This is a genomic window from Bradyrhizobium mercantei, from assembly GCF_001982635.1.
Taxonomy (GTDB): domain Bacteria; phylum Pseudomonadota; class Alphaproteobacteria; order Rhizobiales; family Xanthobacteraceae; genus Bradyrhizobium; species Bradyrhizobium mercantei.
Genome location: NZ_MKFI01000001.1, coordinates 710,745 through 731,623, shown reverse-complemented (window position 1 = coordinate 731,623; position 20,879 = coordinate 710,745). Strand labels below are relative to the sequence as shown.

Below are 20,879 nucleotides of genomic sequence, written 5' to 3'. Positions count from 1 at the left end.
AGGCCGGAGTGGCCCTCGGTTCGCTCGTGGAAGCGATTGATGAATATTGTATCCGAAGATGAGACATGATGACTCGCGGAGACTTCATAGGTGATCGAGCCAGACGTCCAGGACGGCGCAGCGTCCCTCGTCTCGCACAACTCGGTAGGCCTCCACTACAGCCTCGTCGACCTCCGCTGGATCCTTGACCTTCTTCGCCCAGGCTCCGCCGGCCGCGGCCGCGATTCCAGCGTAATCCGGAACAGGATCGAAGCCGGTGTCCAACTGATTGGCGCGAGATGCGTATCCATCCGGATGAAGTGCCAGAGCAGCCCGCTTGGGCGATTTCCAGCCACGATTGTTGAGGACGACTTGGAGGAATGGCGTCTGATAGCGGCGAGCCATCCAGTGCACGGAGGACGGGACGGAAAACATGTACGATCCGTCTCCGCAAATGGCGACCACCGTGGCTTCGGGGCGCGCAAGCTTCACGCCGACTGCGGCTCCTCCGCTCCAGCCCAGCGAACCGCCCCCGCTGAAGAGCAGCGAGCCCGGCACAGTCGGCATGAGGTGATCGGTTACGATCTTGTAGTTCGTAATGGTCTCATTGAGAAACACCGTCTGAGTAGGAGCATGTTTCCTCAAGCATGAGACGAGATATTCGACTGTGATTGAGCTTTTGGGCATGGCTTCGGCTGCCGCCAGCGCTTCTCGCCGCATCCGATGAATTTCGGTGTAATGCGCGATGCGCTTCCTTACGACTTCGGAATCGATGCGTGCCGATCGCAGCCAGTGCGTCAGTTGCCGGAGGGCGACTTCTGCGTCCGCCCGGAACGAAGCCGTTGCGCCGATATGCCAGAGCGGCATCTGTTCCTTAAGCGGGTCGGTATCGATGTGGAAGATCTTCGCGTCCGGTCGCGGGCGGGATACGGACGGAATCCAGGGAACGTCGCAATCCACGACGACGATGACGTCCGCTTCCGCGAGGAGCGGGCTTTGACGTACTTCGTTCCATTGGCTCCCAAGATAGAGCTCATCGTCGTGGGGATAGTTAAGCCAGGTCGGCACGGAATCGAGCACTCCGATCCCTGCCGCGCGGCAAAACTCGACGAGAGCGGTGACGGCGAGAGGTTTCCGACCTACATAGGACGTTATCAGGAGAGGCCGGCGAGCTTCGAGCAAATTGAGACCGATCTCCTTGATAGCGTCGTCGGCGAGAGCCGACGAGGCCATGGCCTTCCAGGAGGCGGTGGTGTCGGGAAGTGGATCAGTTGTCTCTTCCATGATTTCCCGCGCGCCCATCAAATAGACGGGACCCTGCGGTTCGGAGAGGGCAAACTGCATGGCGCGATGTACCATGCTCTTAACGTTCTTTGCGCTCTTTAGCTCGGCATCATACTTGACGTACCCGCGGACGATTCCTCGTTGATCGTGGACGTCCTGGATCCAGTGGATGAATTCGTTCCGGCTACCCTTGAGCTCACCCTCCTGCGTCACGGGCGAGGCGCCAGCGAATATCATGATCGGCGCACGGCCTTTTGCGGCATTGTGAACGGCGCCGGCGAGAGCCTGCGTTCCACATTCGACGTGCACCAGAGTAGCCTGAGGTTGTCCGCTCGCTTGCCAGTAGCCATGAGCGGCACTCATGCCGACCATTTCATTCGGACAAGTGATCACCGAGGGGATTTTGCGGCCGGTCGCCCGGGCTTCCGCAATCGCTTCTATGACGGCGGGATGGTCGCTCCCGAAATTCGCAAAAAGATAGGACATCCCTTGCTCCGAAAACGCTTCGAGAAGGGCGCTGCTTGTCGTGGGCACGCTGGAAACTCCCGCACGTGGAACTCCGGCGACTTTAGGACGGGTTGACAACCGCCGGCCGGGGCGTCCCTTATACACGCGCAATGAAATAAATGTCCATCACGTGGACAAAACATAAATGCTTGGAGGAGCGCCGGACCGATGTTTTCTCCCCATTTCATCAACAGAGTTATGGCAATCACCATCACGGGATTGCTTTTCTTGGGCGCGCAATGTCGTGCCGCCGAGACGGTGAAGATCGGCGTTCTCGGCACGACCAGCGACCTCCCGATGTATCTCGCTCTTCAGGAAGGCTTCTTCGAGAAGGAGGGGCTTAGCCTGGAAATCGTTCCCTTCAAGTCGGGGGCCCAGATGGTCGCGCCCCTTGGTACCGGCCAACTCGACATCGCTGCCGGCATCGTGGCCGCCGGTCTGTACAACCTGTCCAACCGCGGAGTCGAGTTCAAGATCGTGTCCGATCGCGGATCGATGAGACCCGGTTTCGGCTACTATCGCCTGCTGTTGCGCAAGGACATCTACGACAGCGGCCGCTACAAGGGGTACGCCGACCTAAAGGGTCTTCGGATCGGCACGCAATCGAAAGGCGGCCCCGCCGAATCGACACTCAATCAGGTCCTCAAATTAGGTGGACTTTCATACGAAGACATCGATCCGACCTATCTCGGCCATTCCGACATGATCGCCGCACTTGCGAACAAGGCGATCGATGCGGGCTTCTTCACCGAGCCGCATGCCACCTTCGCGCTCAAGAGCGGCTCGGGCGTAGAGATCGCGCGCGGCGACAAGGTGGATCCCAACGGGAATCTCGGCGTGATGATCTATGCGGACTCCTTCATGAAGAAGCGTAGCAAAGCCGCCGATGGATTCATGCGCGCCTTCCTGCGCGGCTGCCGGCTCGTGAACGATGCGTATCGTAACGGCCAGCTCGACGCAGGTCCGTTGGGCGAGAAGGTCATCAAGGCCTATCTCGGCTTCTTCGAAGTGAAGGATGCTTCGCTGATCAGAGCGATGAATCCGAGCGGTTGCGATCCCGACGGGAGGCCCGACCTCGGTAAGCTCCAGGAAGCTTATGCGTTCTTCAAAGGGCGGGGGCTCATTCAAGGGAAAACCGAAGTCAAGGATCTCTTGGATTTCGAATTCGCGGATCGCGCCAGCAAGGCTCTCGGGCCCTACAACCCCTGACCATAATACCCGAACGTCCACACGACGGACTCCAACCGCGGTGTTGACGTTCGAGCAAAGGCAGGCTAACAAATATGGACATAATGTCCATCAGATGGACAAAAAGGGAGGTACACAAACCGATGCGGAACAGCCTCGGAGCGGCCCTGTTCGTTGCCGCAGCACTTGCGCCGCTACAAAGCTCTGCCCAGTCCGCCTCAGGCGGAATTTCCGATGAGGTCGTCAAGATCGGCGTTCTCGGTGATTACGGTGGAGGCAAGGATCTCGGCGGTCCGGGATCTGTCACGGCAGCGAAGCTTGCCGCGGAAGACTTCAACAACAAGGTGTTGGGCAAGCCGATCGAAATCGTCTCGGCAGACCATCAGAACAAGCCCGACGTCGCGGTATCGGTAGCGCGCAAGTGGTTCGATCTCGAGCAGGTCGACGCCATCACGGACCTGGCAATCAGTTCCGTCGGACTGGCGGTTGCCGGTTTGGCTACGCAGAGCAATCGTTCAGTGTTGATCTCGGGAGCGGCTACGTCGGATCTCACAGGGCCAAATTGCTCTCCCATCATCACGCACTGGGCCGACGACACCTACGTGCTTTCGAAGGGCATCGTGCCCGACGTCAGCACTCGTCTTGGAAAAGACTGGTTCTTTGTCGCGGTCGATTATTCCTTCGGCACGGCCATGTTGCGTGATGCCTCGGACGCGCTGGTGAAGAGCGGTGGCAAGGTTGTCGGCAGCGTCCGGTACCCCTACGGCACGCCGGACTTTTCGTCCTTTCTGTTGACCGCACAATCATCGGGGGCCAAGGTCATTGCGCTCGCCAGTACCGGTTCGGACACTATCAATGCGGTGAAGCAGGCGCACGAATTCGGTCTGCAGGAGGCCGGTCAGACGATCGTCGGATTGCTGACGTTCATCGCTGACGTGCATTCGGTGGGATTGAAGGATGCGCAGGGTATGTATCTCGCATCCCAATATTATTGGGACGATGATGACGGTACGCGCGCATTCGCAAAGCGCTTCTTCGCGATCGAGAAGCGGATGCCGACCAAGCTGCAGGCGGCGACGTACGCGTCGGTGAAGCACTATCTCAAGGCTGTCGAGGCGGCAGGCACCGACGAGGCCAAGACGGTAAACGCGAAGATGCGCAGCCTGCCTGTCGACTTCTTCGGTCGTCCAGCACGGATACGAGCGGACGGTCGCGTGATCTACGACTTGGCTCTCTATCGGGTAAAAGCGCCGTCCGCGAGCAAGGCGCCTTGGGATTATTACGAGAGGATCTCGACGATCCCCGGCGACAAGGCATTCCGCCCTGAAAGTGAAGGTGGCTGCAATCTTGTGAAGTGACTGGTTTCGTCACGTTAGGTTTTCCTCCCAAGACTGCCGGCGGCTTCGGCCGTCGGCATTTTTTTCCGGAAAACGGGCTGTCGTTGATGAACGAGCCAAAGAACCTTAGGACAGAGCAAATGAGCACCAAGAACGGAAAGAACACCAAGAGTGGCCTGCACAAGGTCATGGAAGAAACCTCGGTCAATCTGACCGATCGCGTGGCGATCGTGACCGGCGCTGCGCAGGGCATCGGCGCGGTGTATGCGAGATACCTTGCGCTTGCGGGGTGCAGAACGATCATTGCCGACGTGAACGATACCCTCGGGCGGAAGGTGGAGCAGGACCTCAATCAGGAGGGATGTTCGACGGAGTTCGTGTCTATCGATGTGGCGAACGACAAGTCAGTGTGTCGAGCGGTCAATTCCATCGCTGAGCGGCATGGTCGTATCGATATCCTGGTGAACAATGCGGCCTTGTTCTCCGCGTTGACAAAGAAGCCGTTTGAGCAGATCGAAATCGACGAATGGCGCAGGGTGATGCAGGTCAACGTGGATGGTACGTTCCTCATGACCAAGGCGGTTATGCCTCACATGAGACGGGCGAAGTACGGCCGGATCGTCAACATCTCGTCGACGACGGTCCCGATGGGACGCGGCAACTATCTGCATTACGTCACGTCCAAGGCGGCGGTGCTCGGAATCACACGGTCGGTGGCGCGCGAGGTCGGCGAGGATGGAGTGACCGTCAACGCGATCATGCCAACCCTTATAGAGACCGGGGTGGACACTCAGGTCGTCAACGCGGCCACGTTCGACTACATTTTGGAACGTCAGAGCATTAAGCGGACCGGTCAACCGGAGGACCTTGCGCGGGTGCTGTTGTTTCTGGTGTCAAAGGACAGCTCCTTCATCACCGGGCAGACGATCGTTGTCGATGGCGGCGGCATTCATCTCTAAGGCCGCACTTGTCATGATTTTCGGGCGCACGAGCGCCTTGATTGCAGGAGTTCTGGCCTGGAAAGACCGCTGGATAGCGGCTTTCTGGGCCGAGGCCGCTTTCCGAGCTGAGCACGATTTGGGAAGCTAATCCTTTCGACCGCGCGGGTGACCGCTTTCGTTCGGGAACCACCAATGTCCATGGTATGGACACGCATAGACGGATGGCTGACCTCCCATTGGGAGAGAGGTACCGTGCTTGACAACGGTCGCGAAAGCGCAGAGTTATATTTTGAGAATGATGTCCACCTGATAGACTACTAGTCGATGCAGGATGGTTTCGGGATGGAACAAGCGACCAGGGAACGTCGTATGCCGGCGGTTAAATATATACAGTTCGATGGTGCGGAACAGACGGTGGATGCACCGGTCGGGACGAGCGTCATGCAGGCCGCGCTTACCAATGGCGTGCCTGGAATTCTTGCCGAATGCGGGGGCGCCGCCTCATGTGCGACCTGCCACGTCTATGTGGACGAGGCCTGGGTGGAGCGGTGTGGCCCGCCCGGGGATGATGAGAATGACATGCTCGAATGCACTGCGAGCGAGCGCCGGCCCAACAGCAGGCTAAGCTGTCAGATCGAATTGTCCGACGAGCTGGACGGGCTGATCATACGGACGCCGGAGACACAGTCGTGAGCGGGCCGGGAACCGTCATTGTGGGAGCCGGGCAGGCGGGCGTTCAGGTTGCGCTCTCGCTGCGGGAGTTCGGATATTCCAAGCCGATAACTATCTTCAACGACGAAGGACACCCGCCCTATCAAAGGCCGCCGCTCTCGAAGGCCTTCATGTTGGGAAAGGTGGGTCACGAAGGGATGTACCTCCGCAATCCAGATTATTTCGATCGGGCGAGCATCTCCATAGTGTGCGATCAGGTCCAAACCATCGATCGGGTTGCGCGCAAGGTCATCGGCCAATCCGGAGGCCAAACGGAATACGAGGCGCTGGTCCTCGCCACAGGCAGCCGGAATAGAACGCTCGATGTGCCGGGAGCCGAATTGAATGGAGTGTTCTCGCTGCGGTCCCTGGACGACGCCACAGCACTTCGCGGGCAACTCCAATCGGCGCGGGACGTCGTGGTGATCGGAGGCGGATTCATAGGTCTTGAGTTCGCGGCGGTGGCCTCCAAGGCCGGTGCTCGCGTTCACGTGGTGGAAGCGGCGGCGAGACCGATGGCGCGTGCCGTTTCGCCGGAAATTTCGGCCTACTTCACGCGGCGGCACATGGATCGCGGCGCCACGTTCGCCTTCGGAGACACGGTTCTGCGCATCGACGGCAAAGATGGTCACGTCGTCTCCGTTCAGACCGCCAAGGGAGGGCTGGTACCGGCCGACCTCGTTCTGATTGGCGTCGGTATCGTGCCGAATTCGGAGCTTGCGCACGCAGCAGGATTGGCGACGGACAATGGGATCGTCGTGGACGAGCATCTGGTCACCTCGGATCCTTCGATATCCGCGATTGGAGACTGCGCAATCTATCCGAATGTATTTTCGAACAGCATGTTGCGGGTGGAGTCGGTCCAGAACGCGATCGACCATGGTCGTTCGGTGGCTGCCCGTTTGATGGGGCGCCCATCTGCATATTGTGCCGTTCCGTGGTTCTGGAGCGATCAAGGAGAGGACAAGCTCCAGATCGCAGGAATATCTCTCGTCGGCGACATCGGGTTGACGAAGGGCGACCAGGCGGGCGGTCGCTTTTCGGTCTTCCTATTCCGTAACGATTCGCTCGTGTGTGTGGAGTCTGTCAATCGCGTCGCAGATCATATGGCCGCGCGCGCATTGCTCAAGACGGGAAGACTTGGCCGCCTGACGCCGGACACCGTTCAATCCGAAACCTTCGATCTGAAGGCATACGCCTCGAAGGAGACTGTTGATGCCTAGTCCGCTGCAGCTCATTTCCAAGCGACCTTCCTGACACCGGGCGTCGTTCGCCCAATCAAATCTGGAGAACAACCGCATGCCCCAGAACGAATTCGACAAGTTGGTGGACATCGATAAAGGTTTCGTCAGCCGCGAGATCTTCGTGGACTCGGACGTCTACAAGGAAGAACTCAGCAAGGTGTTTACGCGTGCCTGGCTGATGGTCGGACATGAAAGCCTGATCCCCAATCCGGGCGACTTCTTCACTTCGCGCATGGGCGAGGAATCGGTGATCCTCTGCCGGGACAAGAAGGGCGAGATTCACGTCTTCCTGAACTCCTGCCGCCACCGGGGCATGAAGGTTTGCCGCTACGAGTCCGGAAACACATCCCTGTTTACCTGTCCCTATCATAGCTGGACGTACACGACGGACGGGAAACTGCAGGGCGTCCCGCTCTACAAGACGCTCTACGACGGCGTACTGGATCGCGAAGCCAACTCGCTCGTATCGGTCGCCAAGCTCCACAACTATAAGGGGTCGATCTGGGCGACCTGGGACAAGGACGCGCCCGATTTTCTCACCTATCTGGGTGACGCGAAGATTCACCTCGACCAGGCGTTGGATTGCCGCGACGGCCGCGAGGGCGGCTCGGAAGTGATCGGCGTCCACAAATGGGTTTTTCCCGCGAATTGGAAGTTCGCCGCGGAGAATTTCCTCGGCGACACCTACCACAATCCCAGTCACCGGTCCGTCGACCTGATCGGCATCGGACCGAGCGCTGCCGCCGGCAAGAAGGGACGGCGCGACGATGAGTTGGAGAAGGCGCAGCACGTCTGGATCAGCTTCCCGCAGGGACACGGTGTCCACAGCGCGCTACAGCCCGAAGCGAACGAATACATCGAGTCGTTCATGGACAACCCGATTTTGGAGGAGTACTTCCGTCATTGCTTCGAAGAGCGCAAAAAGCGCTTGGGCGAGAACGCGAAGCTGCTGCCTTTCGTTGGAACCATCTTCCCCAATACGTCATATCACGGTCGTCAACCCCGAGGCCTGTGTGCATGGCACCCGCATAGCCCGACCTCGACGGAAGGTTGGCGCTTCTTCCTCGTCGACAAGGACGCACCGACGGAGGCGAAGGATTATCTACGCCGATACTACATGCGCTACTCGGGTCCCGCCGGTATGACCGAGCAGGACGACATGGAAAACTGGTTGTATGCGACCGCCGCGAGCACCGGCACAATCGCGCGGCGCTATCCGTTCAACTACCAGCAGTCGATGGGCGCCTATACGACGGATCACCAGCTCGGCGGCCAGGTCAGTCTCCAAATCACCGAGCAGATCGCGCGCGGCTTCTATAACCGCTGGGCGTCTTACATGCGCAACGCAGGCTGGGACGAGTTGTTGGGCGCTTCGGCGCAGAACAGGCAGGCAGCAGAGTGACTCAATCCGGAAAGGTCGTGATCGTTTCCGGCGGAACGTTCGGAATCGGTCGAGCCATAACACTCGGTCTCGCGTCGCGCGGCCACAAGGTCGTGGCGTTCGGTCTGGAAGCCGCGCAAGTATCAAGCGTCGCGGAGGCGGCGATCCCGGGCCTCCGCAACGAGCTTGCCTCGCGCAAGCTCGAGGCGACAATTCTTGAAGCCGACGTGTCGAGGGCTTCCGACGTCAAGAGGGTCGTCGATACGGCGATCGAAACCTATGGCCGCCTCGATGCCGTGGTCAATAACGCGGCCATCGGTCCGCTAGGGACCGTGCTCGATACGGACGAAGACTTGTTCGACCGGGTCGTGAGCGTAAACCTCAAGGGTCCGTACCTGATGAGCCGCATGGCCATACCGCACATCAAGAGGCAAGGCGGCGGATCGATCGTCAACATCGGATCGGGCGCTGGCTGGGGCAAGCCGAACATGGCAGTTTACAGCGCGACTAAGGGCGGGCTTCATACGCTTAGCGCCGCGATGGCTTACGACTTCATTTACGACCGGATCAGGGTGAATACCGTCATCCCGGGCGGGGGAGGCATCGTCAGCGGGATGAGTCTCGGACGTGTGGGCGGTGATCAGAGTCGCCTCGGCAAGGGATCGCCGGGAACCGCCGCCGGCCGGGTCGCGACCGGCGATGACATCGCCAACGTCGTCGCATTTCTTCTGTCACCCGAGGCCGAAACGTTGTCAGGAACGGTCATCGATGTCGGCTGCTTTGCCAATCAGGGCGGTCCCGTTCCGCCGAAGCCGGCCGGCTGACGTATTCGAACCCAGGAGCATTCCCATGAACGCAATGGTGCAGGAAAAGGACAAGGTTGCGACCGCGACCGCGACCGGCAATTCGGCTATCCAAAGAACTCCGGAATACTACCGGCTGAAGGCCGACGCGGAGGACTTCTACTACCGCGAATCCGACCTTCTCGACGAGCGCCGCTTCCGAGAGTGGCTGGACATCCTGGCCGACGACATCGTCTACTTCATGCCGATCCGTCGGAACGTCAAGTTCGGTCAGCACGCTGCGCGCGAGAATACCAAGCAAGGCGAGGGCATGAGCTGGTTCGACGAGGACAAGTGGACGCTGTCCAAGCGGGTCGATCAGATCCTGACGGGCGTCCACTACGCCGAGGAGCCGCTCTCCCGGATCACCCACATGGTGAGCAACGTGCAGATCAAAGCCGTTCGCCCTGATCTGGACAAGCCGAGCGAGCTCGAAGTGACCAGCCGTTTCTTACTCTACCAGAACCGCGTAGAGTATGAGACCTATACGTTCGTGGGCCGACGCAACGACACGATCAGGATCACGGAGTCTGGCTGGAAGGTCGCGAGAAGAGAGATCCTTCTCGAGCAGAACATCCTGCTCGCGAAAAACCTGACTATGTTCTTCTGAGCGACGAGGGGATAGTTCGTCATGATCAATGTTCTGGAGATCAAGGTCGGCAGTAAACTTCAGCTCCGAGAAGGCATCGTGGCTGAAGTGGTCGAGAACATGGAGGACGGCATGTGGCTCCAAGTCAAGTATCTCGAAGTTCCGAAAAATCCCGGCGAGATCGGTGCCATCGAGCTCTGTCACGCACAGGACATTGTGAAAGTGTCCGGTGCGGCCGAAGGCGTTTGAAGCGACTGGCAGCAGGAGCCGATGAAATGCTCAGATTCGACTACATGCCGAGCGACTTCCATCCCATCTATCTTTTCTTGGGCGACGCGGCCGATCTGACCGCACTTGCGAACCTACTGCGCAAGTTTTCTCAGAGTGCCCGAGAAGTATCCGTCGTCGACGGCATTCCAGGTTCGAAATCCCGCACGGGGCTTACTCTGGTCCCAGCCGACGACGAATTCGGAATGCGTGAGGTCAACGGCAGCTTCAAGTGGAAACTGAACGCTTGGCAGGCTGCTCGCATTGCGGAGCGCATCGATCTGCTGACGCCGGAGGAAAACAAGTCGGGCTCGGACCTGCTTGAGGTCGGAAGCGACGGGGAAATTCCGGTCAAGGTCTCGCGAGGCGAATTCACGGACGATTTCCTCGTCAGCAAGCGCTGATTGCCAAATGCCGCCTATGGGCGGCGACATCGACCACGACAAAGTCGGCAAGGGGACGCGAATGTCCGGGCTGCCCTCGATCGTACAGACAGCCGAACTCTACCGGGAACGTCGAGCTTCGCCCGTCGAGGTCACTTCCGCACTGCTCGAGCGGATCCGGAAGGTCGATCGGCATCTGTCGGCCTACACGACGCTGACGCCCGAAGCCGCGCTTTCCCAAGCGACATTTGCCGAGGAGGAGATGTCGTCCGGGCGGTACCGCTCGGTCCTTCACGGGATTCCCGTGGCCGTAAAAGATATCATCTATACCAAGGGCATCCCCACCTGCTCGGGGATGCCGATCCATCGGAACTGGGTGCCTTCCTACGACGCGACGGTGGTCACCCGTCTGCGTGAGGCCGGCGCGATCATTCTTGGAAAGACCACGACGACCGAAGGGGCAGGGATGTTTCACCACGCCTCGATGCCGATCGCGAAGAACCCGTGGAATCCAGACTACTGGACCGGAGTGTCTTCGTCCGGCAGCGGTGTCGCTGTCGCGGCGGACCTGTGTTTCGGTGCATTGGGGTCGGATACCGGTGGCTCCATTCGATTTCCGGCTGCGGCCAACGGCGTGACCGGGTTGAAGCCCACCTGGGGACGGGTCAGTCGATACGGCGTCTTTCCGCTTGCGGAATCGCTCGATACGATCGGCCCGATCGCAAGGACGGCCGCGGATTGCGCAGCCATTCTCGGAGTTATCGCCGGAATGGACGCATCCGACTGCACCACGGTTCCCGGCGAGGTGCCTGACTATCTATCGGGACTCGAGGGCGCGGCAGGCGCGCGCGGTTTGCGGATAGGGGTCGATACGGCCTTCAACAATGAACATGGGGACCCTGAGGTATTGAGTCGTCTGGAGGATGCTCTCCAGGTGTTTCGCGGCATTGGTGCCGAGATCGTGGAGATCGAATTTCCCGATCCCACCGAGTTCCGCCAATACATATCTTGTCTGTCGAAGGTGGAAGCCGCGCTGGCGCATCGGGAAACGTATCCTGCAAGGGCGTCCGAGTACGGCTCTTGGTTGTCGCAACGAATCTCGGAGGCCGACAAAACCGATCCCATGCAACTGGGGCGGGCCATCGTTGAACGAGATCGTTTCAAGGGCGCTCTCGCCCAAACGTTCGCTCAGCTCGATGTGATATTCCTGCCGGTGCTCGTGCGTCCCACTCCCGACTTGAGCGCCATAACGGGCGATCCTCAGAACGACACTCCCTGGATGTTCATGTTCGCAAGCATCCTGAATCATGCCCGGGTGCCCACGATCACGTTGCCGTGCGGCCTGACATCGAACGGTTTGCCGACCGCATTCCAACTGGTCGGGCCTCACCTGTCCGAGGCAGTGCTCTTTCGGGCCGGTCACGCTTTCCAGCAGCACACCACTTGGCACGGAGCGAGACCCGATTTGAGCTGGATCGGGACGGACTGAATAGGGACTGCTTCTCTGCTCGACGACCCCGGCAGGTAGCCGTCGTCAGCTCAGTGGGGGTCTGGAGCAGGTTTTCTCGGAAGGGCCCTTTAAGCGGGCCCTCATTGATTATGCCCTGGCGAGCGTTTTTACCCGACGAGTCGGTGGTCGAGGGTGTGGTAGCCAGCACAGGAATGCGGACGACACTTTGAGGTGGATTATGCCGCCAGTAAGTCGTGCAGGAAGCTTTGAACCTGCGCACGGAGGTTTTCGGCCTGTCGGGCCAATTCTCCTGCGGCGCCCTTCATTTGATCCGCGGCATCCCCGGAAGCGTCGACGGTTTTCGTGACACCCTCGAGATTTCCGCAGGCCGCCTTCGTACGCGCGGATGCTTCCTGCGCGTTTCGGGCGATCTCGCGGGTTGCTGCGCTCTGTTCCTCCACCGCGGCTGCGATCGCCGAGGAGGTTTCGCTGAATCGGGTGATGGTTTCTCCTATCGAACCGATGGCGATCACCGTTTCGCCGGTCACCGTCTGCATCGTCTCGATCTGCCTGCTGATCTCTTGGGTTGCCTTCGCGGTCTGAGCGGCGAGACTTTTGACTTCCGAGGCGACGACCGCGAAGCCTTTACCTGCTTCCCCAGCTCGCGCCGCCTCGATGGTCGCATTGAGCGCAAGAAGATTGGTCTTGCTCGCGATTTCGCTGATCATCTCGGTGACAGTGCCGATCTGTTTGGCAGCGTCGGAGAGTGCCGCCACGAGCGCGTCGCTCCGTTTGGCATCGTCGACCGCCTTGGCGGCCATTTCCGAAGACGAGGCGACCTGACGGCTGATCTCGTCGACGGACCCCGTAAGCTCGTTTGCTGCACCGGCGACGGCTTCGACATTGGTCGATGTGTTGTCGGAGGCGGCGACCGCCGCCCCGGCCTGACGCGAGGCTTCACTGGCGGCCGCCGTCATCGACGACGCCGTCTGTTCCATCTCGGTTGCCGCCGAAGCGACCGTATTCACAACCTCGCCGACGCCCGCCTCGAACTCCTGTGCAATTCGCTCCATGGCCACGCGTTTTTCGACCGCCGTCCGTTCCGCCGCGGCGGTCTGCTCCGCTTTCAATCGACCGACCTCCGCCGCATTTTTTTGGAACACGCGCACAGCGACGGCCATCTCGCCGATCTCGTCGCGCCTGTCGGAGCCCGAAACTTCGACGTCCAAGGTGCCTGCGACGAGACGTTGCATGTCGAACTTCATCCGGAGAAGGGAACCGCCGATATCGCGATTGATGCACCAGCATGATGCGACGACCAAAAGGAAGACCAACCCCCCCGTGGCGGTAAGCTCCAGGATCGTCGTGCGGAACGCCGCATCCAGATCGTCGGTATAGGCCGCCGCCATTACGACCATGCCATCCCAAGGACGAAAGCGGGAGACGTAGGCTACCTTGTGCTGCAGCTCGCTCGCCCCGGGCCTCGGAAAGAAGTAATCGACGACGGCATCGTCCGTTCTCGCCAGGGCCGTTTCGATCAGGTCGGTGAGAAGGCGACCGTCCGCGACTTTTGCCTCCGATGATTTGCCTTCGAGCTTTGGATTGGCGCCATGCACGCGCACACGCCCGGCAGAATCCAGGGCGATAATGTAGCCTTCGCCTCCGTCGAAGCGGATCGCATGCACCGCTTCGCGGAACTGATCCAAGGCCTGCTCGCGCGTGAGCTTCTGAGCTCCGACTTGGGCATCGAGCGATTTTGCGAGCCCGGTCGCCGCCTGGACGACGGCATGGAGCTTCTCGACGCGGTCATCCATCATTCGGCCTCGCATAATCGAGCCGGCAAAGGCAATGGATGCCGCAACGGCCAATGCCGCAAGACAGAGGACCAATAGAAGCTTGATACGGATGCTGAGGCGGCTCAAGATTTTCATGCGATGTCCCGTCCCGATCGAAATCTAGTATGCAAACCATGACAATAATGTCCGTCAGTCGGACATTAGCATCCAATCGCTGCAAAACGGTTACTCCCGTCGTCGAGCGGTGACGTCCCGGGAGCCGAGACACAAATCCTCCCGGACGGGCTCAACGCCGCGTCAAGGCCGAATCCGAAAGTTGCTAATTTTCGGGTGCGATGCCCCGTCGTCTAACCGGCAGTCGGGTGCCTAGACGGCACTCGACAATCGAAATAGTGCCGCAGACCGCCTTGCCTGGATGATGAGGCGGCGACACCTACCGCTGCGCTCTGAACGTGAAATCTTGGGCCTTTACCGTTCCTGAAATGAGCCCTTGAGACTTAACCAGGTCTACCCACCAATTCAGAGTTCCTTCGTCCACACCTGCACTCAAGTTGGGAATGCGGGCAGAGGCTACGACCGCGGCGGGAAGCTTGGTCCACTTTGCGAGACTGGCCCGCGCGTCGGCCTCGTTGGCTTTGATGTGACCGATTGCTTCCGCGATCGCGTCCCTGAACTTCACAGCGATTTCCTGGTGGTTGGCCAGCCAAGACTTTGGGGCGACGTAAAAGTCGACCGGGATGCCGTTTGGCACGGTTTGAAGATAGTCTCCAAAGGAGTAACCCACGCCTTGGTCGATCATGCGATTGTAGAACGGGTCGACCGTCACGCCCGCATCGATCTGGCCGGCCTTCATAAGATCCTGCATCTGAGGCAATCCAACCTCGACAAACTCCACCTTGCCGGGATCGACATGGTTTTCCGCCAGCCAGCGTCGGGCCATAATGTGATGGAAGGAGTTGAGGCCGATGACGCCGACCTTCTTTCCGATCAAGTCGTTGGCGGATCTGATCTCCGAACCCGTGCGCGCCAGAATACCGGCATATGCTGGCTTGGGCAGGGGAAATTCGGTCGCGCCACAGACAATCTGCAGGTCGATACCATTGTCCTTGGCTTGGATGATGACCGGCGGGACCGCAAATCCGATGTCCGCCGCCTCCGATACCAGGGAGCTCACGACGACCGATTGGTTGGCGACTGGCGTGATCTCGACCGAGAGGCCTCGCTTGTCGAACATGTGCTGATCGGCGGCGACGTACAGCGCCAACGCGTCGCTCTGACTGATTACGACGACCTTCAGGGTATCGGCCGATCGCGCCGGTGTCGCTGTCGCAATCAAGAGTGTCGCCGCCGCCAAAGCGCACCGCGCGAAAACTGTCTGAATCGTCATGAAGTGCTCCGTGACAAGAATGGGGATCAATGAACGGTTCTCCAGCGCAACAGCCAGCGCTCGAGGCCGATAAGCAACAAGCTGCTCGAGAGACCGAGTGCCGCAAGCAGGACAAGTCCAGCGAAAAGATCCGGCGAACGGAACGAGCGTCCAGCGAGCAGAATCCACTGGCCCAAACCGTCGCGGCTCGCGAGCATCTCGCCGACCACCGTCAGGATCAGCGAAACCGTCATGCCCAAGCGCATGCCCGCGAGGATGTCCGGCAATGCACTGGGAAGTACGATCTTGAACACGACCGCTGTCCGCTTCATCCCTAGCGCTTCGGACAGTTCATAGAGTCGCGGCTCGACGGAGCTGAAGCCGTGGATCGTTGCCAATAGCATGGGCCAAAGTGCACCGAAGCAAATCGTGGCCAGTACCATCCCGTCGGAAAGGCCAAAGAAGGCGATCGCGATGGGGATGACGGCAGAAGCCGGAAGAGGACGTAGGAGTTCGAGGCTCGGCTGCAGGTAGCTACGTATCGTGGAGGAGCTTCCGATAAGCGCGCCGATGGCAATCCCGAAGATCGACGCGCATATCCACCCGTAGAACATGCGCTCCAGCGTGTGAAGGAACTTCAATTGTAGTGCGCCTGCGGCAAAGCCATGTTGCAACGCGGCCCACGTGCGCTCTGGGCTCGGCAAAAACACCGGTGAGACCATTCTGGCATCGACCGCGTATTTCCAAAGCAACACAAACGCCACGGCGACGGCGATGCTGGGGACGATCCAAAGCGAGCGCACTGCCTTCATCGCGTGAAGTCCGTCGAGGTCATCCGGCCGAACAGCCGCTTTTCGGTCCACAGCAGCGCGCTGTTGAGTGTCCAACCGACGGCCGCGAGCCAGCATAGAAGTGCGAGCATGGTCGCAGGTTGCAGCGACTGCTGGGCGCTCATCAATCCATAACCAAGTCCAAGCGGATTTGCGGTGACTTCGACGGTGACAGCGACGATAAGCGCCACGCTGGCGGCGAGCCGCAGCGCCACGAAGACGCGCGGCAAGGCGGCCGGCAGCACAATCTTCCAGATCGAGGCGCGGATCCCGAATCCAAGCGCGCGCGACACCTCCAGGAGGCGTGGTTCGATGCTCGACACGGCGGACCGCGTCAAGAGAAGTGTCGGCCAGAACGTGGCAAAGGCCACGATCGACAGTTCCATGCGGTACCCGAATCCGAAGATCAGCATGGCAATCGGTATGAACGCAATCGAGGGAAGAGCGCGGACGATCTCGATCGATACGAACAACAGGCGATCCAAAAAGCTTGAGATACCGAGAAAGGCGCCCAGGAGAAGTCCGAGCCCAAAACCTATCGAAAGTCCGGCCATCGCGCCGGCGAGCGTCTGCATCGTGGCGTTCCAGAGCGTTCCATCCATCGCGATCGTGGAAAGTGCCCGAAGAACCTCGTGAGGCGGGGCGATGATTTCGCTGTGCACGTCGTTCATCGCGTAGACGATCTCTGCCAAGGACAACAACGCGAGCGGAACAATGAACCCACGCAAGCGAGCTAAAGTGTGTTGCCCCGGATTGATCATCAATGCAGCTCCTTGAAGAGTGTGTGGAGCTCGTGGCGCAGTCGGGTGAATTCTCCGTCTTCGCGCGATCGAAGCTGGTCGCGGGGGCGCGATAGGTTGACGTCGAAAGTCCTCACGATCCGTCCTGGGTTGGGCCGCAGGACGATCACGCGATCGCCCAAATAGATCGCTTCTTCCAGATCATGTGTAACGAAGAATACTGTGGCGCCGGTGCGAGCGACGATTGTCAGGATCTCGTCCTGAAGGGACTGGCGAGTCATCGCGTCGAGCGCACCGAAAGGCTCATCCATGAGAATGGCCTTCGGCTCCTGCGCCAGGGCGCGCGCGATCTGCAGGCGCTGCTGCATGCCGCCTGACAATTGACCCGGATACTTGTCCGCATGTTGCGCAAGTCCGACGAGTTCGAGAACGCAACCGATGCGATCGCGATATTCGGACTTCGGCACCCGCATCGCTTCCAGCGCAAGAGCGACGTTGCCCGTGACGGTCCGCCAGGGCAGCAACGCTTTCCCGTAGTCCTGGAACACGATTGCCACATCCTGATGCGACCGCGTTATCGGCTTGCCGTCATAGAGGACCTCGCCGGCGGTTTGGCGAGCGAGCCCGGCCATGAGCCGGAGTAGGCTCGTCTTGCCACAGCCGGAGGATCCTACTACCGAGACGAACTCCTTGCGGCGGACGACGAAATCTATCTTTTCCAGGATCGGACGACCTGCAAGTGTCAGCGTTGCCTGTCGCAGCTCGAAAAGTGCGGGCTCAGTGCCAAGCGGAGTGTGGACTCCGTCGGCGTTTGCTGGAGCCTCGACTGGCGCTGACCGGGTGGTATTGGCACTGTCGAGCGTGAGAGGGGCCGTCATGAGAGCTCCAGCGTGCCGTGAACGCAGCGTCCCTCGAACAGCGTCGCCAGAACCTTTGTCTCGGCGATCGCTTCGGGAGCGATTTCAAAAAGGTTGCGGTCCAAGACGATCATGTCTGCCGACTTCCCGGGGCTTAACGAGCCGGCACGGTCGTCGATGCGTAAGGCTCGGGCCGGACGGCTGGTGTAGAGTTCGATGGCGGTGGCTAGATCGAGCGCTTCATGGGACGAATGCGTCTCGGACGAATGAGAGTAGGGGTTTCTGCGGGTCACCATCGCTGACAGGCCCGGCCAAGGGCTGGGCGTAGGCGCGATGGCTGGCCAATCCGTTCCGGCGGCCGCGTCGGTTCCCAGTTCGAGAAGACTTCGTATCGGCCATGAGCGCTCCACGCGTTCAGGGCCCAGAAGCCGGCTCATCGATTGCATATGGGCGGACGGGAACCACATCGGAGGGCAGAGATCTGCAAGAACATTGAGCTCGCGAAGGCGTGGCAAATCAGAAGGGGCGATGAAATTAAGATGCGCGATCTGATGCTGCGGGCCGCCCGTTCCATTGTTGGCTCGGACGATCGCGATCGCATCGAGCGTGTCTCGAATGGCCTGGTCTCCGATCGCGTGAATCTTGACGCTGATGCCTTCCCGATCGAGTGAAGTGATCCGGTCGGCGAGGTCCGCAACCGAGTAGAAGGACTGCCCGCGAAAGCGCGCTTGGCCGGCGGAGGGGATCAGATATGGCTCGACGAAAGCAGCCGTACGCATGCTTGGAACGCCGTCCATGAAGAACTTTGCGAAGTCCACGTCGATGTGTGGGGATGCGAACTGCTTCCGCGTCGCGATGGCCTCGGGGCCGATTCCGTCGCGAGCTTGGGCGAGCCCCGCCTCCATGGCAATGGTCATTCCGATCCGGGCAGAAAGACCACCGGCGTCGTCGACCATCTTGTAGATCGACATCGTCGCACGGGATGCGACCGCCAACTGGAATCCCGTGACGCCGAGTCCATTGTAGAGCGCGATGCTTGACCGCGCCGCATCGAGATTCTCGTGCTCCGACCATGGGGCTGCCGCCTCGTCCATATTGAAGGCGGCCGCCTCATGCAGTAGCCCGGTTGGGACGCCGCTTTCCGGGTCCCGCACGATCACCCCGTTCGGCGGATCCCGCGTATCCTTTCGAATACCAGCGGCAGCGAGAGCGACGGAATTCGCAAAGCGGGAATGGAAGCTAACGTCGCGAAGGACCACGGGGCGGTCCGCCGAGACCTCATCGAGGGCGCGGAGCGCGGATTCAGTCGCAAATAGCTCGGCAAGCGCAGGCCCCCACGTGCCACCAGTGATCCAACGGCGTCCGGGCTTGCTTGCCGCTGCTTCGACAATGCCGAGCAGTTCCGAAAGGGATGCGATGGGGCTGATCTCGATCTCGAACAAACGCGAGCGCGCCCCTTCGAAGACATGGCAATGCGCGTCGATGATGCCCGGGAGCACCATGCGACCACCGAGCTCTTTGAACTCGGTGCTTCGATCAACGAAGGGTTCGATGTCCGAGGACGACCCGACCGCCAATATCCGGCCCTGGCCGATGGCGATGCAGTCGGCCCAGGGGAGCGCCGGATCGAGCGTGTAGAACCGCGCATCTCGCAGGACGAGATCGGCCTTGGAACGCTCGGTTGGCGGGTCGCGCGTCATAGAATCTCTTTCTGGACCTCATCCAGTGCGCCAGCGACTGCTGCCACCAAGGTCTCGATTTCGGCACGGGAGATGACAAGCGGTGGCGCGCAGTAGAGCTGACTTCCGATGGCACGCAGCAGGACGCCGCGGCGCTGCAGTGCGGCCATGAGGCGCTCTCCGATGCGTGTCTCCTGCGCAAACGGCGTCTTCTCGGATTTGTCCCTGACAAGTTCTAGGGCAGCCATGAGGCCTATTCCCCGGACCTCACCGACGAGGGCGTGCTCGGCGAACTGTCGCAGGCCCGATTGGAGCAGCGATGCGTTTTCGCGCACTCTGCCAACGATATCGATTTCGTCGTAGATCTTCAGCGCCTCGATTGCGACCGCGGCGCCGACAGGGTGGCCGCTGTAGGTGTATCCGTGTCCAAATCCGTTCAAGGAAGCACTGTGGTCGGCCACGCCCTGATAGATCTTGTCCGACATCATCACGGCCGAAATCGGAAAGTACGCCGACGAAAGGTTTTTCGCGCAGGTCAAAAGGTCCGGGCGCATCGCCATGGTCTGGGATCCCCAATATTCGCCAGTCCGACCGAAGCCGCAGATGACCTCGTCCGCAACGAGCAGAATCTCGTACTTCGCGAGGACCGACTGGATCTTTTCGAAATAGGTGCGGGGCGGCACCACGACCCCACCCGTTCCCATGACCGGCTCGGCGACGAATGCCCCGACGGTCTCAGGGCCTTCACGCAGGATTGCTTCTTCGAGCTCTTGCGCCAATCGGGTCGAAAAATCCTCCTCGCTCTCCATGGGAAGTGCATTCCGGTAGTGATGCGGGCAGGAGACGTGCAGAAAGCCCGGGATCGGCAAGCCGTATCCACGGTGCATGTTGGGCAATCCAGTCAGACTGGCCGAACCGATCGTCGTGCCGTGATAGCCGCGCTCTCGGCCGATGATCTTGCGCTTCTCCGGCTTGCCGATCCCAGCGTGATAATACCAAACGAGCTTGATTGCGGTGTCCACGGCTTCGGATCCGGAGGCCTGGAACATCACCTTGGACATCGGCACGGGAGCGCGCGCCAATAGCATTTCCGAGAGCTCGATCACCGTGTCATTGGACCGGTGCGCGAATGTCTGTTGGTAGGGCAGCTTCGACATTTGCCGATAAGCTGCTTCGGCCAGGCGCCGTTCGCTAAAGCCGAGCGCCGCGCACCATAAGCCGGCCATGCCTTCCAGGAAGCGGTTACCGTCCTTGTCGATGACGAAGACGCCATCGCCACGCTCAATGACCAGAGGCCCGATCGTTTCGTGCAGGCGCAAATTCGTCTGAGGGTGGGCGTGACTCGCGATGTCGCGAGCCTCGAACGAATTTAAAGCCACCGACATCGCGCGCTCTCGCCCTGTTAAATTGATATATAATCAACTCGCTGGTTGCGCGAGCTTTCGCAAATTATAAGTAGCGTTGCGACGTAAGGGCAAGAAGAAAGGGATAAAACTTACCTCTTACCA

General features: G+C 60.0%; 19 protein-coding genes. 11 read left to right on the top strand and 8 right to left on the bottom strand.

Translation table 11 applies throughout. From position 1 onward, the window contains the following. Window positions 1-84: 84 nt before the first annotated feature. Window positions 85-1,797, bottom strand: a complete 1,713-nt coding sequence (locus BI327_RS03570; protein WP_076858382.1) for a thiamine pyrophosphate-requiring protein — start codon at window positions 1,795-1,797, stop codon at window positions 85-87. A gap of 141 nt (window positions 1,798-1,938) precedes the next feature. On the opposite strand from BI327_RS03570, the gene BI327_RS03565 reads away from it, so the two are divergent. The 11 genes from BI327_RS03565 to BI327_RS03515 all read left to right on the top strand — a co-directional run bounded on the left by BI327_RS03565 (window position 1,939) and on the right by BI327_RS03515 (window position 12,142). Next, the gene (locus BI327_RS03565) at window positions 1,939-2,979 is read left to right on the top strand and encodes an ABC transporter substrate-binding protein (RefSeq protein WP_076858381.1); all 1,041 of its coding nucleotides are present in this window, start codon (window positions 1,939-1,941) and stop codon (window positions 2,977-2,979) included. Between the two features lie 122 nt (window positions 2,980-3,101). After that, window positions 3,102-4,316: an ABC transporter substrate-binding protein gene (locus BI327_RS03560; protein WP_076858380.1), complete on the top strand. Its 1,215-nt coding sequence runs from the start codon at window positions 3,102-3,104 to the stop codon at window positions 4,314-4,316. A 119-nt stretch (window positions 4,317-4,435) separates the two neighbouring features. Next, window positions 4,436-5,254 (top strand): SDR family NAD(P)-dependent oxidoreductase, encoded by an 819-nt coding sequence (locus BI327_RS03555; RefSeq protein WP_210191171.1) that lies wholly within the window; start codon window positions 4,436-4,438, stop codon window positions 5,252-5,254. Window positions 5,255-5,605: 351 nt separating this feature from the next. Then, window positions 5,606-5,929: a 2Fe-2S iron-sulfur cluster-binding protein gene (locus BI327_RS03550; protein WP_076859169.1), complete on the top strand. Its 324-nt coding sequence runs from the start codon at window positions 5,606-5,608 to the stop codon at window positions 5,927-5,929. Next, a complete protein-coding gene (locus BI327_RS03545; protein ID WP_076858379.1) occupies window positions 5,926-7,170 on the top strand; it encodes an NAD(P)/FAD-dependent oxidoreductase in 1,245 nt (414 codons plus the stop codon). Before BI327_RS03550 ends, BI327_RS03545 begins: the two co-directional genes overlap by 4 nt. A 76-nt stretch (window positions 7,171-7,246) precedes the next feature. Next, window positions 7,247-8,593, top strand: coding sequence for an aromatic ring-hydroxylating oxygenase subunit alpha (locus BI327_RS03540; RefSeq protein ID WP_076858378.1), 1,347 nt, complete (start codon window positions 7,247-7,249; stop codon window positions 8,591-8,593). 17 nt (window positions 8,594-8,610) lie between these two features. Further along, window positions 8,611-9,396: an SDR family NAD(P)-dependent oxidoreductase gene (locus BI327_RS03535; RefSeq protein WP_245334698.1), complete on the top strand. Its 786-nt coding sequence runs from the start codon at window positions 8,611-8,613 to the stop codon at window positions 9,394-9,396. Window positions 9,397-9,421: 25 nt separating this feature from the next. Further along, window positions 9,422-10,024, top strand: coding sequence for a 3-phenylpropionate/cinnamic acid dioxygenase subunit beta (locus BI327_RS03530; RefSeq protein WP_076858376.1), 603 nt, complete (start codon window positions 9,422-9,424; stop codon window positions 10,022-10,024). Window positions 10,025-10,045: 21 nt separating this feature from the next. Continuing rightward, a complete protein-coding gene (locus BI327_RS03525; RefSeq protein WP_245334697.1) occupies window positions 10,046-10,252 on the top strand; it encodes a hypothetical protein in 207 nt (68 codons plus the stop codon). Between the two features lie 26 nt (window positions 10,253-10,278). After that, on the top strand, window positions 10,279-10,674 hold the full coding sequence (locus BI327_RS03520; protein WP_076858375.1) for a hypothetical protein: 396 nt from the start codon (window positions 10,279-10,281) through the stop codon (window positions 10,672-10,674). A 16-nt stretch (window positions 10,675-10,690) separates the two neighbouring features. After that, on the top strand, window positions 10,691-12,142 hold the full coding sequence (locus BI327_RS03515; protein WP_210191170.1) for an amidase: 1,452 nt from the start codon (window positions 10,691-10,693) through the stop codon (window positions 12,140-12,142). 197 nt (window positions 12,143-12,339) lie between these two features. Here the strand turns inward: BI327_RS03515 and BI327_RS03510 are convergent, their stop codons facing one another. The 7 genes from BI327_RS03510 to BI327_RS03480 all read right to left on the bottom strand — a co-directional run bounded on the left by BI327_RS03510 (window position 12,340) and on the right by BI327_RS03480 (window position 20,756). Beyond that, the gene (locus BI327_RS03510; RefSeq protein WP_076858374.1) at window positions 12,340-14,034 is read right to left on the bottom strand and encodes a methyl-accepting chemotaxis protein; all 1,695 of its coding nucleotides are present in this window, start codon (window positions 14,032-14,034) and stop codon (window positions 12,340-12,342) included. A gap of 298 nt (window positions 14,035-14,332) precedes the next feature. Further along, window positions 14,333-15,286, bottom strand: coding sequence for an ABC transporter substrate-binding protein (locus BI327_RS03505; protein WP_143271525.1), 954 nt, complete (start codon window positions 15,284-15,286; stop codon window positions 14,333-14,335). 26 nt (window positions 15,287-15,312) lie between these two features. Next, window positions 15,313-16,077: an ABC transporter permease gene (locus BI327_RS03500; RefSeq protein ID WP_076858372.1), complete on the bottom strand. Its 765-nt coding sequence runs from the start codon at window positions 16,075-16,077 to the stop codon at window positions 15,313-15,315. Next, window positions 16,074-16,856: an ABC transporter permease gene (locus tag BI327_RS03495; protein ID WP_076858371.1), complete on the bottom strand. Its 783-nt coding sequence runs from the start codon at window positions 16,854-16,856 to the stop codon at window positions 16,074-16,076. The genes BI327_RS03500 and BI327_RS03495 overlap by 4 nt, the downstream gene beginning before the upstream one ends. Further along, a complete protein-coding gene (locus BI327_RS03490) occupies window positions 16,856-17,713 on the bottom strand; it encodes an ABC transporter ATP-binding protein (RefSeq protein WP_083741911.1) in 858 nt (285 codons plus the stop codon). The genes BI327_RS03495 and BI327_RS03490 overlap by 1 nt, the downstream gene beginning before the upstream one ends. Further along, a complete protein-coding gene (locus BI327_RS03485) occupies window positions 17,710-19,392 on the bottom strand; it encodes an amidohydrolase (protein ID WP_076858370.1) in 1,683 nt (560 codons plus the stop codon). The genes BI327_RS03490 and BI327_RS03485 overlap by 4 nt, the downstream gene beginning before the upstream one ends. Continuing rightward, window positions 19,389-20,756, bottom strand: a complete 1,368-nt coding sequence (locus tag BI327_RS03480) for an aminotransferase (RefSeq protein ID WP_076858369.1) — start codon at window positions 20,754-20,756, stop codon at window positions 19,389-19,391. The genes BI327_RS03485 and BI327_RS03480 overlap by 4 nt, the downstream gene beginning before the upstream one ends. Window positions 20,757-20,879 lie beyond the last annotated feature (123 nt).